The organism is Pseudomonas sp. NPDC089741, assembly GCF_044748825.1.
GTDB lineage: Bacteria > Pseudomonadota > Gammaproteobacteria > Pseudomonadales > Pseudomonadaceae > Aquipseudomonas > Aquipseudomonas helmanticensis.
Genome location: NZ_JBIVGT010000015.1, coordinates 108,156 through 120,847, shown reverse-complemented (window position 1 = coordinate 120,847; position 12,692 = coordinate 108,156). Strand labels below are relative to the sequence as shown.

The following is a 12,692-nucleotide window of genomic DNA, read 5'->3' as shown; positions in this document are numbered from 1 at the left end:
AAAGAAAAACCATCACAGATAAAAGGTTCAACCATGAAAAAGGAATAGGCTTCATCACACCTCAAGGTGGCGCTGACGACCTGTTCGTACACTTCAAAGCTATCGAATCCGACGGTTTCAAAAGCCTGAAAGAAGGCCAGACTGTCTCCTTCGTGGCTGAGAAAGGCCAAAAGGGTATGCAAGCTGCACAGGTTCGCCCAGAGTAATTTCTCGGCGCACTAAAAAAACCCCGTCCATGTGACGGGGTTTTTTATGCCTGCAGCAAAAGCGTTCTGCGATCAGCCGCAGTTGACGCGAGTGATGACCAGGTTGGTATCAGTGTTCAGGTTCAGGCGATCCGAACGGTATTCCAGGGTGATCATGTCGGTTGGCTTGAGGAAGCGGGCGTTCTGCGCACCGGCCTTGGCTCGCGCTTGCTCAAGCAGCTCCGGAGATGCTTTCTTGCCGATGGCGAATTCCGCTGCCGTCGCTTCACAGCGGCTGTGACCGGACTCGGTCGCCACTGCATCCTTTGCCGACTCGCTGGAGTTCGTACTGCAACCGGCCAACATCGCAGCGGCCAAGAGTGCACCCAGTGTCGCGAACTTCAAAGGCATGAAGCCTCCTTGTTTTCAAATAGTTAAGCTGAGATTGTGCGACCGCCAATCCGGCGTTTGGTTTCATGGCAGATGCCATCACCTTGCCGCACCATCGGAAAAACGCCGAGTTTGCCTGAGCGTGGCGCTCCCCTGCGCAATCAATCGTGACTGAATATTAACAATGCTCAGTAGACGTCGATGTAGTCAAACGGCGGATTCGGCCAGTTGTCCTTCAGTGCGTTGAAAATCTGCATCACCCACACCTCGTCGCTGGCTGCGACATTTCCCACATAACCCGAACCCTTGGCCCAAGTCTCAAGGCGAAACTGCAGGCCGTCGATGTCCTGCCCGCCAGTGATGCCCGAAGAAATATAGGCAATACCGCCCTTGGTCACGCGCAATTGCGTGTGCTCGTCATCACTGGCCGAAGCCAGCAATTGGCGCACAGCGTCGAGCGTGAGGCCGTCGGGGATATTCAAATCAATCTGCACAGTACGTTCCCTGGTTCGCCGGAAAAGACCAAGTGTCGCATAGCGTTCCATTCATGCCTAAGTCGCAGTGCCAAACGCCCGACAAAATGGTTAACTCGAAACTCAGACTTCCCGACTTTTCGAGCGCTCTCATGACAACCATCAGCATCGATGCCGACATCAAAGCCAAATGGGCAGACGGACACAGCTCCTACAGCCCGGGGACCACCGAAGAGCTGGCGCTGATTGGTATCGATTTATTGGTCAAAGAGCTGGGCACCGAAGCCGCCCAACAATTCATCAAGCAGATTTTTGAGCGTTACCCGACCGAACAGATCGAGCACGAGCATGCGCAGAAGGGGTAAAACCCGCAGGCTGGCACCTGCGGGCGGGCTGCTTACTTCAAACGCTTCAGGCGTTCGGTGAGCAAATCGAAGAAGCCCTGAGCATCGCCATTTTCCACCCAGAATGCATTCTTCGGTGCTTTGAGGCCGTCATACCAGTCGACGATGGTCTGACCGAAAGTCGGCCCTTCACGACTATCTACTACGACATTCACCGAACGACCGGTGAACAGCTCAGGCTTGAGCAGGTAAGCCACGACGGTGGCGTCATGCACCGGACCACCCGGAATACCGTAGTGCTCCATATCGCCCTTGACGTATTCGTTGAGGATGTCACCAACGATCTTGCCTGCATTGTTGTTGAGCGAGGCAATCTGCTTCAGGCGTGCATCACTGGTGAGAATCTTGTGCGTCACGTCCAGCGGCAGATACGTCAGTTTCACGCCGCTCTTGAGCACCACTTCAGCCGCTTGCGGGTCGGCAAACAGGTTGAATTCAGCCACTGGGGTGATGTTGCCGCCGTTGAAGTGCGCGCCACCCATGATCACCACTTCCTTGATGCCCTGAACAATCTCCGGCTCCTGGATGAGTGCCAGCGCCAGGTTGGTCTGCGGGCCGAGCATGGCGATGGTGATGCTGTGTGGCTTGGCTTTTTTCAGGGTATCGATCAGGTAATTGACCGCATTGCCCTCTGCCAGACCTTTTTTCGGCTCATGCACGGTGACACCCGACAGGCCTTCCTTGCCATGAATGTTCTCGGCGTAGATCGGCGTGCGCATCAGCGGCTTCGGCGCACCGGCGTAGACCGGAACGTCCTCGCGCCCTGCCCACTCGCGAGCAAGGCGCGCGTTACGCGATGTCTTGTCGAGACGCACGTTGCCGGCCACGGTGGTCAGTGCACGAATATTCAGTTCATCGGGCGAGGCCAGGGCGAACAGCAAGGCGACCACGTCGTCTGCGCCCGGATCGGTGTCGATGATCAGGTCGATTTTTTCCGCCGCCTGAGCGCCGGTCGCAGTTATCACGGACAAAAGCAGCAGACCCCGGATTAATTGATGCAGTTTGTGAGCATAGCGTTGCATGGCGCATTCCTTGTGCAGGTAGACATCGAAATTTAGAACGTAACCCCGGCAACCAGCACGATGTTGCAGTACGGCTGACATTCGCCTGTACGCACAATCGCCCGTGCCTGGCGGCTGAGGACCTTGAATTGCTCATGACTGAGCAGGTCGCGACGACCCAGTTCGCCTTCATCATTCAGCGCCTCCAGCGTGATCAGCGCCGTCGGTTGCTTGTCGAAGATTTCATTGGCCAGCGCATGGCTTTCCACTTGCATCTCGCTTAGCACGACTTTCAGCGTGCTGACGAAATCAGGGACACCGTGGGTCAGCGCCAGATCGATCAGCTCGACACCGGGCGGTACCGGCAATCCGGCATCACCGATGACGACCATGTCGCCATGGCCCAGGGAGGCGATCAGTCGCGATAGCGCGACGTTGAGCAAAGGAGTCTTTTTCATGCGGGTTTAAAAGCCTGTACGTCGGACATGGTTGGAATGGACGGTTGCGCGCCGGCGCGAGTAACCGACAGCGCCGCGGCGATCTGCCCGTAGCGAATGGCCTCGGCTTCGGATTTGCCGCCCGCCAGCGCAGCTGCAAAACCACCGACGAAGGTGTCCCCGGCGGCAGTGGTGTCGACTGCTTTCACCTTCGGCGCGGGAAAGTGCTCAAAGCCCTTGCCACTGGCGAACAGCGAACCTTCAGCACCGAGGGTAATGATCACTTTGCCCGCGCCCATGGCGATCAGATGACTGGCAGCATTTTCCGCCGTTTGCGGCGAATCGACCGGCAGCCCGCTCAATGCGGCCGCTTCGCTCTCGTTGGGAATCAGATAATCAATCGCGGCGAACCAGTCTGCCGGAAGCGGCCGACTGGCCGGCGCCGGATTGAGGATCACGGTCTTGCCCAACGCGCGTGCACGCTTGAGTGCGTGGCCTACGGTTGCATCCGGGATCTCGAGCTGGCAAATCACCACGTCGGCGGCTTGCAACACCGCATCAAAGCGGTCGATCACTGCCGGCGTCATTGCACCGTTGGCACCCGCGACAATGACGATGGCGTTCTGACTGTTGTCATCGACCACGATCAGCGCCACACCACTGGAGTCCTCGACGGTACTCACCGCCTGGCAGTCGATCTGCTCGGCCAGCAACGCGCCACGCAGTTGCACACCATAGTCGTCGTTGCCGACGCAGCCGACCATCGCGACCTGTGCGCCCAGACGTGCAGCCGCCACCGCCTGATTGGCGCCCTTGCCACCGGAAACGGTGCTGAAGGAATGGCCGATCAGCGTTTCACCGCCCCGCGGCAGCCGTGGCGCGCGGGTGACCAGATCCATGTTCAGGCTGCCTATTACCACTACATTTGCTGGCATACATCACTACTCGTCAATTCGGTTTCAGCGGTATTCGGTGAACACGCCGGACAGCGGCGCGGTCGATTCGCGCAAGACAATACTCGGGGTCACGATGCGTTGATCGGTGCCCAGATCCGGTGTAGCAATCCTTCGCAGCAGCACTTCGGCCGCCATCTCGCCCAGTTGCAGAATCGACTGGCCGACAGTGGTCAGCGCCGGATACACGTAACGGCTCATCTGGATATCGTCGAAGCCGATCACCGACAGCTCGCTCGGCACCCGCACATTGCGCTCGGCCGCCGCGCGCAGCACACCGATGCCAATCATGTCGTTACCGGCAAAGATCGCGCTCGGCGGATTGCTTTCCAGCAGAACCGCCGCCGCGTTGTAACCGCCGGTGCTGGTGAAATCGCTTTCCAGCATGCGCGCCTGACGCACTTCGATACCCGCCTCTTGCAGCGCCCGGCAATATCCGGCCTGACGCATCTGCGCCACGCTGGTACTGGCCGGGCCGCCGATGGTGGCGATGTCGCGGTGACCCAACTCGAGCAAATGTCGAGTGGCGAGATACGCGCCGTATTCGTGATCGATGCGCACCAGATCGGCGTCCACACCTTCCAGACCGCGGTCGACAATGACCATCGGCGTCTTCACACCTGCCAGCCCTTGCGCCAGACCGCTGTCACCGCCGGCCGAGGCAACGATCAAACCGTCGATGCGTTTTTCCAGCAGAACACGTAAATAGCTGCGCTGTTTTTCCGGGTTATCGTCGGAGTTACAGAGAATCACGCAGTAGCCGTTGCGCTCGCAATAATCCTCGATGCCCCGCGCGAGTTCGGCGAAGTACGGGTTGAGACTGTTCGGCACCAGCAGACCGATGGTTGCGGTGGTCTTGGCTTTCAGCGAGCGCGCCACCGCACTCGGCACATAATCGAGACTCTTGATTGCCGCTTCGACTTTCAGGCGCACTTCCTGACTGACCGGCCGCGTGTTGTTCACCACATGCGACACGGTCGTGTAGGAAATGCCTGCAAGCGCCGCTACATCCTTGATCGTTGCCATATTGGTATATCAGCCCCGTCGACTGGCGCGTTGACTGCGATAAGTGTCGAGCACCACGGCAATCACAATGACCGCACCGGTGATGATGCGCTTGGTCGGTTCGGTCGCACCAATCTGCGCCAGACCGGCCGCCAGTACGGAAATGATCAACACGCCAAAGAACGTACTGATCACCGAGCCGCGCCCGCCCATCAGGCTGGTACCGCCGATCACCACCGCGGCGATCACTTGCAGTTCAAGGCCGGAGCCGGCGTTCGGGTCGGCAGCTTCAAGACGGGAAATCTGAAACAGCGCGGCGATCCCGGCCAGCAAGCCCATCAGGCTGAACACCAGAATCTTGTAGGGTTTCGGGTTGATCCCGGCCAGGCGCACCGCTTCTTCGTTGGTGCCGATACCGATCAGGTAGCGGCCGAACACCGTGCGGGTCAAAACCGCCTGAGCAATGAAAATCACCAGCAAGGCAATGATGAACGACGGCGAAATACCGAACGCGATCGGGTTTGACAGCCAGGCAAATGAATCACCGATGTAGGCCGTGCGCGACCCCGTCATCTGGTACGCCAGGCCCCGGGCCATTTCCAGCACACCGAGGGAAACGATAAATGAAGGAATTCGCCATGCCACAGTGATCGAACCGGTAACGGTGCCGGCCAGTGCCGCCACCGCCATGCCGAGCAACGCCGCCGGCAACACGCCCCAGCCCCAGCCGAGCATGGCGACGCTGACCGTCGATGCTGCCAAAGCCAGAACCGAACCCACGGACAGATCGATACCGCCGATGATCAGCACGAAGGTCATGCCGACCGCCAGCACCATCAGGTCGGGAATCTGGTTGGCCAGGGTGCTGAAGGTGTTATAGGAGAGAAAGTGGCTGCTCAAGACCGAGAACAGCGCAACCATCGCCAACAAGGCACCGGCCAGGCCCAGATAAGTGCCGAGGCCGTAGAAGTTGCCACTACGTTTGCCGGCAGGAGATGCAGTTTTCATGGGAGATCCCTAGGCGCCGCTTCGTTGAGCAACGCATCACGTTTTTGGTAGCCGGCGAACGCGGCGGCAAGCAAATCATCCTGGGTCCAGCTGTCGCGCTCGAAGGTGTCGATCAGGCGCCCTGCCGACAACACGCCGATCCGGTCGCAGATCAGCATCAGTTCACGCAAGTCACTGGACACCACCACCAGCGCTTTGCCCTGGCGCGTCAATTCGCCGAGCAAACCATAGATGTCGAACTTGGCGCCAACGTCGATGCCACGCGTGGGTTCATCGAACAGCAGCACCGAACAATCACGCTCGAGCCAGCGGCCGATCACGACTTTTTGCTGGTTACCGCCAGACAACTCGGAAACCAGTTGTGTCGGACTCGAGCTGCGGATACGCATGGCATCGATCTGCCGCTGCGCCAGGGAGTTCTCATCGTTGCTGTTGACGATGCCGCCACTGGAAATTTCCGGCATGTTGCCCAGCGCGATATTCGCACTGATCGACTGACTGAGCAGCAGGCCCTCGCCCTTGCGGTCTTCGGTGATCAAGGCGATGCCATTGCGCACCGCATCGACGGGCGAACGCACGCTGACCACTTGCGCAGGCGAGCCAAGGGCAATCGTGCCGCTGTCGGCAACGTCTGCACCAAAGATCAGCCGCAGCAGCTCCGTACGCCCTGCCCCGATCAGCCCGGAGATCCCGAAGATCTCACCGGCGCGCACTTCAAAGGAAACATCGCGCACTTTGTCCGAACGGCTCAGGCCTTTGACCGTCAACGCCGGAGCGCCAATCTTGCGCGGCCCCATGTCAATGTGTTCGCCCAACTCGCGACCGACCATCAGCGTCACCAGTTGCTCGCTGTTGTAGTTGGCCATCGGCTCGACGCACACCAGGTTACCGTCACGCAGCACGGCAATGCGCTGGGCAACGCGCGCCAGTTCTTCGAGACGGTGAGAGATGTAAATGATCGAAACGCCACGCGCCTGCAGACGACTGATCTGCTCGAAGAGCATTTCGACTTCACGCGCCGTCAGCATCGCGGTCGGCTCGTCGAGAATCAGCACATGGCAATCACCGATCAGGTTGCGGGCGATTTCGACCATCTGCTGATGGCCGATACCCAACTCGCCGACCAGCGTGTCCGGATCGATCGCGTCGAGCCCGACTTGCGCCATGGCTTCGATCGCCGCTTTGCGCAATTGCTTGCGGCTGATCCAGCCACCGTTGCTTGGCAGGTTATCGAGAAACAGGTTCTCCGCCACCGACAGCGTCGGTAACAGATTGAGTTCTTGCATGACCATGCGCACGCCGAGGTCTTCAGCCTGGGTGCGACTGCCAGGGCGATATTCCTTGCCCTGAAATTGCATCTGGCCGGTGGTCGGCGTAACCAGCCCACCAATGATCTTCGACAGGGTGCTTTTGCCGGCGCCATTCTCGCCGGTCAGCGCCAGCACTTCACCGCGCATCAGCGTCAAATCGATGCCGGTGAGCACCGGTTGCGCATAGGTCTTACCGATACCGCTGACCGAGAGGACGGCGTTCGGGGCGGAAACTGACATAAAAAACTCTCCATGCGCTCGCCCGGACGGACGAGCGCCGTTGTGTCGCCAGAAGACTTACTTGGTGACCAGCTCGACCGGTGTTTCGATCACGCCGTTGGCACCGCTGTCGACCTTCTCGCCCTTGATGATTTTCAACGCAGTTTCGATACCGAACACAGCCTGCCTGGCGGCGAACTGATCGGCAGTCGCCAGCACGCGACCGTCTTTGAGCATTGGCTTGATGGCGTTGATGTTGTCGTAACCGACAACTTGCACCTGACCGGCCTTGCCGGCGGCGCGCACGGCGGAAACGGCGCCTACAGCCATGCTGTCGTTACCGGCCAGCAGAGCCTTGACGTCCGGGTATTCGCTGAGGATCGAAGCGGCAACCTTGTTGCCTTTGTCGATTTCCCAATCACCGGATTGCAGGGAAACGACCTTGATCTGCGCCGCGTCCATCGCGTCCTTGAAGCCAGCGGTACGCTGCTGGGCGTTGGTCGTGGTCGACACGCCTTCGATGATGCCGACCTGATCGCCGGCCTTGAGCTGCTTGGCCAGGTATTCACCGACCAGACGTGCGCCTTTACGGTTATCCGGGCCTACGAATGGCACACTGATGTTCTTGCTTTTGACGATTTGCGGATCGAGCTGGTTGTCGATGTTGATCACGGTAATACCGGCGTCGACGGCCTTCTTGATCACCGGCACCATGGCCTTGGAATCAGATGGCGCAATGACCAGGGCATTGACCTTGGCGAGGATCATTTGCTCGACGATCCGCGTTTGGCCAGCGGTGTCGGTCTCGTCCTTGATGCCGTTGGAGATCAAATCGAAATCGGCGGAATGTTCTTTTTGATAAGCCTTGGCGCCGTCTTCCATGGTCAGGAAGAATTCGTTGGCCAGAGACTTCATGACCAGCGCGACTTTGGGTTTTTCAGGGGATTCGGCGAACGCCGAAGAGACAGGGAGCGTGGCAGCGGCGGCAGCCAGCATAGCGACAGCGAGAAGACGTCCAGCAAATGGCAGCTTCATGGGTTCACTCCGATCTTATGATTATTGTGAGCAACGCTTGCGCTGGCGTAAGCTACGTCGCTTTCAGCCGAGAGACAGTGCATCGGGAAAGCCGCGCAAACGTTTGCGTAGACCGAACTATGCGAATCCCGCCGACATTTGTCAACAATCAGAAATCGTCATTTGTTGTAGGGCGAATCTGCTGACTCGCCCCTCGCTGTTTACGCTGTGGTGCTGACCAGGTTACCGCTGGTGGAATCCTTGGTCATTTCCTTGAGCAGTGCCGCCGCGACCTCCATCATCTCACCGCTGGTTTGCGCCATCTGCCCCTGAATGGACATCACCGCCTGCGACTTCGCTTCCGGCGTCGGATAACTCTGGGCCTGGGCCGCAGCCAAGCGCTGTTGCTGCTCCTGAAGCTGCTTCTGCAATTCCTGCATGCGCTTCAGAAGCATTTTGACCGTGACGCTCAGGTTATCGCTGCTTTCAGTCTTGCTGTCTGCTGGTGCGGCGCCGCCGGTTCTGACCTGGTTGTTTTCACCCTTGTCAGTACCCAACGCCTCAGCGGACGCGTCTGTCTGCCCCTCGCTCAAGGCATTGATGGTTGCTGCGGTTTTGCCGCCGATGGTGACGGCACCGGGGTTTGCCAAACCGATCGTCAGTGACATGTGGACTCCCTACATTTTAGTTTCCTTGAACCAGCATCGGCCTGAGTGAGGGTTTCTTTAGCAGAACAATCGAATCCGGCAAGCGGATACGTTCGACAGGATCGGTAGTCCTTTTCGGTGAACCGAACGCGAAAGTCTCCATTGTTCGGAAACCCGGACAAGCGCTTTGCATCACCTTTTACTCAATCATAAAAACTTGATTTAAATCATCAGGTTAAACATTTCTCTAAAGCAAAGTACGGCTGGTACAGATCCTGCTCTTCCCATAGCACTCTAGGCATTCAGATCAGCCCGGAGCACATCTAGATGAACCTGCACCAGCACCGTCTCACTACTAGAGAGAAAAATAATGAAATCTGCTTTTAACACTTTGGTTCCGGGCGCTTTGGCCCTTCTCCTGCTCCTGCCCACCGCCCTTCAGGCAAAAGAAGTCGAAACCCAGGCCAAACTCGCCAACGTCGTGGTCCTTGCCACAGGCGGCACCATTGCCGGTGCCGGCGCGAGCGCTGCCAACAGCGCCACCTACCAGGCTGCCAAAGTTGGCATCGAGCAATTGATTGCCGGTATTCCCGAGCTGAACAAACTGGCCAATGTGCGCGGCGAACAGGTCATGCAGATTGCTTCGGAAAGCATCACCAACGACAACCTGCTGCAACTGGGTCGTCGTGTCGCCGAACTGGCTGACAGCAAAGACGTCGACGGCATCGTGGTCACCCACGGCACCGACACTCTGGAAGAGACCGCCTACTTCCTCAATCTGGTCGAGAAGACCGACAAGCCGATCATCGTCGTTGGCTCGATGCGTCCGGGCACTGCCATGTCGGCAGATGGCATGCTCAACCTGTACAACGCCGTCGCTGTCGCCAGCAGCAAAGACGCTCGCGGCAAAGGCGTACTGGTGACCATGAACGATGAAATCCAGTCCGGTCGCGACGTCAGCAAAATGATCAACATCAAGACCGAGGCATTCAAAAGCGCCTGGGGTCCATTGGGTATGGTGGTCGAAGGCAAATCCTACTGGTTCCGCTTGCCAGCCAAGCGCCACACCATGGATTCCGAATTCGACATCAAGAACATCAAGAGCCTGCCTGACGTAGAAATCGCCTATTCCTACGGCAACGTAAGCGATACCGCCTACAAAGCACTGGCCCAATCCGGCGCCAAAGCGATTATCCACGCCGGTACTGGCAACGGTTCGGTGTCCTCCCGCGTGGTGCCAACCCTGCAAGCCCTGCGCAAGGATGGCGTACAGATCATTCGTTCGTCCCACGTCAACGCCGGCGGTTTTGTCCTGCGTAACGCCGAACAGCCTGATGACAAGTACGACTGGGTCGTCGCGCACGACCTGAACCCGCAAAAAGCCCGTATCCTGGCGATGGTCGCGTTGACCAAAACCAACGACAGCAAAGAGCTGCAACGGATGTTCTGGGAATACTGATTGACCTTCGCCCGGTCGATTCTCGATCGGGCACTCGGTTCACCACTCGCCTGCCTGGCGGGTGGTGCACTGCTTACAACCCTTCTGCATTTTTCCTACAAAAAATTCGACACGACCTACACCAAATTCAGAAAACCGCTGTCAGAGGATTTTCTTGAATTTTAAGCAGTTGCGAAAATGCTTACAGTTAAATACTGTATGCACGTACAGCTTAATAAGGATAACCTCGTGGCCACCTCTCCTGATGCTCCTGACGCTTACGAACGCATGGGTATGCGCGTTCAGAAAATAATCAACTCCCCCACCGCACAAAAAGCCAAAGCCGCGCTGATCTTCCGTTTGCCGGATGAGCCGATGGATGAGTGGGAGCGCCTGCTCGAGGAAATCGACGAGAACGACAACGTCACCCTCGCCTACCGAGACGATGGCGGCGTGCAGATTTTTTGGGTTGTGCCGAAGGAAGATTGATTCAATGAGTGTCCGCTGTTTCGCTTTGCTGTTGTTGTTCGTCGCCATGGGGGCCCAGGCCGGCGCACCCCGCACATTCACCGAAGCCAAAAAGGTCGCCTGGAAGCTGTATGCGCCGCAGTCCACCGAGTTCTACTGCGGATGCAAATACACCGGCAACAAGGTCGATTTGAAAGCTTGCGGTTACGTACCGCGCAAAAACGCCAAACGCGCTTCGCGCATCGAGTGGGAGCACATCGTGCCGGCCTGGCAGTTTGGCCATCAGCGCCAATGCTGGCAGGAAGGCGGACGCAAGAACTGCACACGCTATGACCCGTCCTACCAGAAAGCCGAGGCCGACCTGCACAACCTGGTGCCGAGCATCGGCGAGGTCAATGGTGACCGCAGCAACTTCAGTTACGGTTGGCTACCGGTGCAATCCGGCCAGTACGGCTCGTGCCTGACCCAGGTCGACTTCAAGGCGAAGAAGGTCATGCCCCGCCCGTCGATTCGCGGCATGATCGCCCGCACCTATTTCTACATGAGCAAGCAATATGGCTTGCGTCTGTCGAAACAGGATCGGCAATTGTACGAGGCGTGGGACAAGACCTATCCCGTGCAGGACTGGGAGCGCCAGCGCAATCAAAGCGTGGCGTGCGTGATGGGACGCGGCAATGAGTTTGTCGGGCCAGTCAATCTGAAAGCCTGCGGTTAATCGGCCATGCAATACAAAAAGGGCCTCGAACGTTATGTTCGAGGCCTTTTTTCATGCCTAGCTGCCAGACTTGTTGTAGCGCCAGTAACCCATCAGGTTGAGCGCTTCGCGTGGGATGTCGCACTCCTTGATCAGGTATTTGCGCAAGCTCATGACCGCCGCACTCTCTCCTGCAATCCAGCCATAGAAACCAGCTGGTGCAGTGTCGGCGACTTCCCAGAGAATGTCTTTATCGATATCGACATCCGCCAGCTCCACGGCCTGCCCCTCTGAAGATTTATGCACGGGCAAGGTCGCTTGCCGCACGGCATCGACCATCAGTGCACCGGCGACCTCAGCATTGGCCTCATCACGGATCAACCATTGCACCGACAACCCAGGCCAGTCGGGCACGGCGAGCATGTCTTGCGCACTGTCGACTTCGAAGAAAGCCTGGGTTTGTGGTGGCTCGGCGAGGACCGCCAGTTCGTCGAGAATGCCCATGGCCGCCGGCAACGCCGTGGAATCGGCGACGAGTAGCAATTGCTTCAGCGCTTGCGGAGGTTTCCACTCGAACCCGCCGGTTTCCTGCGCTGAAAAACGCTTGTCAGGGGCAAGAATCTGCATCGAATCGCCTGGCTGCGCGCGCAAGGCCCAACGCGATGCCGGACCGGTTTCACCGTGCAGAACGAAATCGATATCCACTTCGCCCTGCTCGGCGCGCAGGTGGCGAATGGTGTAGGTGCGCATCGCGGGGCGTCGATCGACCAGCATCGACTTGAAGCGCGCGTACCAACCTTCGTCCTGGGCAAGCTTTGAGTGCGAACCGTCAGCAGCAGGGAAAAACAGCTTTACCCGTTGATCCGGCGCCCACGTGGCCATTTCGGTAACGGGCGGGCCCGCCAGAGTGAGGCGCATCATGTGCGGACTCAATCGGGTTTTGCGCTGCAAGGTGACATCGAACAATTTGTAAGGATTGGCGGAGGCCATGGGGAGCTCCTTCTGGAAATCTTCGGCGATTACAAAGGAACGAATCGCGCTTGATG

At 58.2% G+C, this 12,692-nt stretch carries 16 protein-coding genes; 5 read left to right on the top strand and 11 right to left on the bottom strand.

Going from position 1 to position 12,692, the window contains the following annotated elements; genetic code table 11:
- Nucleotides 1–206, top strand: a 206-nt coding sequence (locus ACIPZE_RS16615) for a cold-shock protein (RefSeq protein WP_400773946.1), incomplete at its 5' end; no start/stop codon positions are given.
- A gap of 72 nt (nt 207–278) precedes the next feature.
- Here the strand turns inward: ACIPZE_RS16615 and ACIPZE_RS16610 are convergent.
- Together ACIPZE_RS16610 and ACIPZE_RS16605 are read right to left on the bottom strand one after the other, a co-directional pair.
- The gene (locus ACIPZE_RS16610; RefSeq protein ID WP_400773943.1) at nt 279–596 is read right to left on the bottom strand and encodes an I78 family peptidase inhibitor; all 318 of its coding nucleotides are present in this window, start codon (nt 594–596) and stop codon (nt 279–281) included.
- Between the two features lie 167 nt (nt 597–763).
- Nucleotides 764–1,069, bottom strand: a complete 306-nt coding sequence (locus ACIPZE_RS16605) for a hypothetical protein (protein WP_400773941.1) — start codon at nt 1,067–1,069, stop codon at nt 764–766.
- Between the two features lie 131 nt (nt 1,070–1,200).
- Between ACIPZE_RS16605 and ACIPZE_RS16600 the strand changes: the two genes are divergently transcribed.
- Nucleotides 1,201–1,413: a hypothetical protein gene (locus ACIPZE_RS16600; RefSeq protein WP_129394687.1), complete on the top strand. Its 213-nt coding sequence runs from the start codon at nt 1,201–1,203 to the stop codon at nt 1,411–1,413.
- Nucleotides 1,414–1,445: 32 nt separating this feature from the next.
- Here ACIPZE_RS16600 and ACIPZE_RS16595 read toward each other — a convergent pair whose 3' ends face one another.
- The 8 genes from ACIPZE_RS16595 to ACIPZE_RS16560 form a co-directional block, all read right to left on the bottom strand.
- Nucleotides 1,446–2,474 carry a nucleoside hydrolase gene (locus ACIPZE_RS16595; protein WP_129394688.1) on the bottom strand — a complete coding sequence of 343 codons (1,029 nt, stop codon included), beginning with the start codon at nt 2,472–2,474 and terminating at the stop codon, nt 1,446–1,448.
- A gap of 32 nt (nt 2,475–2,506) precedes the next feature.
- Nucleotides 2,507–2,911: a D-ribose pyranase gene (rbsD, locus tag ACIPZE_RS16590; RefSeq protein WP_283435850.1), complete on the bottom strand. Its 405-nt coding sequence runs from the start codon at nt 2,909–2,911 to the stop codon at nt 2,507–2,509.
- Entirely contained in the window at nt 2,908–3,825 is a 918-nt protein-coding gene (rbsK, locus tag ACIPZE_RS16585; RefSeq protein ID WP_400773938.1) for a ribokinase, read from the bottom strand. Before rbsK ends, rbsD begins: the two co-directional genes overlap by 4 nt.
- Before the next feature lie 24 nt (nt 3,826–3,849).
- On the bottom strand, nt 3,850–4,869 hold the full coding sequence (locus tag ACIPZE_RS16580) for a LacI family DNA-binding transcriptional regulator (RefSeq protein ID WP_283435848.1): 1,020 nt from the start codon (nt 4,867–4,869) through the stop codon (nt 3,850–3,852).
- A gap of 9 nt (nt 4,870–4,878) precedes the next feature.
- Entirely contained in the window at nt 4,879–5,856 is a 978-nt protein-coding gene (locus ACIPZE_RS16575) for an ABC transporter permease (RefSeq protein WP_129394692.1), read from the bottom strand.
- Nucleotides 5,853–7,406: a sugar ABC transporter ATP-binding protein gene (locus ACIPZE_RS16570; protein ID WP_400773935.1), complete on the bottom strand. Its 1,554-nt coding sequence runs from the start codon at nt 7,404–7,406 to the stop codon at nt 5,853–5,855. Before ACIPZE_RS16570 ends, ACIPZE_RS16575 begins: the two co-directional genes overlap by 4 nt.
- Before the next feature lie 57 nt (nt 7,407–7,463).
- A complete protein-coding gene (locus ACIPZE_RS16565; RefSeq protein ID WP_129394694.1) occupies nt 7,464–8,420 on the bottom strand; it encodes a sugar ABC transporter substrate-binding protein in 957 nt (318 codons plus the stop codon).
- 200 nt (nt 8,421–8,620) lie between these two features.
- Nucleotides 8,621–9,067 (bottom strand): hypothetical protein, encoded by a 447-nt coding sequence (locus ACIPZE_RS16560; protein WP_283435846.1) that lies wholly within the window; start codon nt 9,065–9,067, stop codon nt 8,621–8,623.
- A gap of 349 nt (nt 9,068–9,416) precedes the next feature.
- Between ACIPZE_RS16560 and ACIPZE_RS16555 the strand changes: the two genes are divergently transcribed.
- The 3 genes from ACIPZE_RS16555 to ACIPZE_RS16545 all read left to right on the top strand — a co-directional run bounded on the left by ACIPZE_RS16555 (nt 9,417) and on the right by ACIPZE_RS16545 (nt 11,667).
- Nucleotides 9,417–10,505, top strand: a complete 1,089-nt coding sequence (locus tag ACIPZE_RS16555; protein ID WP_400773930.1) for an asparaginase — start codon at nt 9,417–9,419, stop codon at nt 10,503–10,505.
- A gap of 198 nt (nt 10,506–10,703) precedes the next feature.
- Nucleotides 10,704–10,973, top strand: coding sequence for a DUF1654 domain-containing protein (locus tag ACIPZE_RS16550; RefSeq protein ID WP_166219800.1), 270 nt, complete (start codon nt 10,704–10,706; stop codon nt 10,971–10,973).
- A gap of 4 nt (nt 10,974–10,977) precedes the next feature.
- Nucleotides 10,978–11,667 (top strand): endonuclease I family protein, encoded by a 690-nt coding sequence (locus tag ACIPZE_RS16545; RefSeq protein WP_283435845.1) that lies wholly within the window; start codon nt 10,978–10,980, stop codon nt 11,665–11,667.
- 57 nt (nt 11,668–11,724) lie between these two features.
- Here the strand turns inward: ACIPZE_RS16545 and ACIPZE_RS16540 are convergent, their stop codons facing one another.
- Nucleotides 11,725–12,636: a siderophore-interacting protein gene (locus ACIPZE_RS16540; RefSeq protein ID WP_283435844.1), complete on the bottom strand. Its 912-nt coding sequence runs from the start codon at nt 12,634–12,636 to the stop codon at nt 11,725–11,727.
- Nucleotides 12,637–12,692 lie beyond the last annotated feature (56 nt).

What these genes read in the sequence shown, in the direction of transcription:
- ACIPZE_RS16610 (WP_400773943.1), bottom strand. Translation starts at nt 596, where the DNA reads ATGCCTTTGAAGTTCGCGACACTGGGTGCACTCTTGGCCGCTGCGATG.
- ACIPZE_RS16600 (WP_129394687.1), top strand. Translation starts at nt 1,201, where the DNA reads ATGACAACCATCAGCATCGATGCCGACATCAAAGCCAAATGGGCAGAC.
- ACIPZE_RS16595 (WP_129394688.1), bottom strand. Translation starts at nt 2,474, where the DNA reads ATGCAACGCTATGCTCACAAACTGCATCAATTAATCCGGGGTCTGCTG.
- rbsD (WP_283435850.1), bottom strand. Translation starts at nt 2,911, where the DNA reads ATGAAAAAGACTCCTTTGCTCAACGTCGCGCTATCGCGACTGATCGCC.
- rbsK (WP_400773938.1), bottom strand. Translation starts at nt 3,825, where the DNA reads ATGCCAGCAAATGTAGTGGTAATAGGCAGCCTGAACATGGATCTGGTC.
- ACIPZE_RS16580 (WP_283435848.1), bottom strand. Translation starts at nt 4,869, where the DNA reads ATGGCAACGATCAAGGATGTAGCGGCGCTTGCAGGCATTTCCTACACG.
- ACIPZE_RS16575 (WP_129394692.1), bottom strand. Translation starts at nt 5,856, where the DNA reads ATGAAAACTGCATCTCCTGCCGGCAAACGTAGTGGCAACTTCTACGGC.
- ACIPZE_RS16570 (WP_400773935.1), bottom strand. Translation starts at nt 7,406, where the DNA reads ATGTCAGTTTCCGCCCCGAACGCCGTCCTCTCGGTCAGCGGTATCGGT.
- ACIPZE_RS16565 (WP_129394694.1), bottom strand. Translation starts at nt 8,420, where the DNA reads ATGAAGCTGCCATTTGCTGGACGTCTTCTCGCTGTCGCTATGCTGGCT.
- ACIPZE_RS16560 (WP_283435846.1), bottom strand. Translation starts at nt 9,067, where the DNA reads ATGTCACTGACGATCGGTTTGGCAAACCCCGGTGCCGTCACCATCGGC.
- ACIPZE_RS16555 (WP_400773930.1), top strand. Translation starts at nt 9,417, where the DNA reads ATGAAATCTGCTTTTAACACTTTGGTTCCGGGCGCTTTGGCCCTTCTC.
- ACIPZE_RS16550 (WP_166219800.1), top strand. Translation starts at nt 10,704, where the DNA reads ATGCACGTACAGCTTAATAAGGATAACCTCGTGGCCACCTCTCCTGAT.
- ACIPZE_RS16545 (WP_283435845.1), top strand. Translation starts at nt 10,978, where the DNA reads ATGAGTGTCCGCTGTTTCGCTTTGCTGTTGTTGTTCGTCGCCATGGGG.
- ACIPZE_RS16540 (WP_283435844.1), bottom strand. Translation starts at nt 12,636, where the DNA reads ATGGCCTCCGCCAATCCTTACAAATTGTTCGATGTCACCTTGCAGCGC.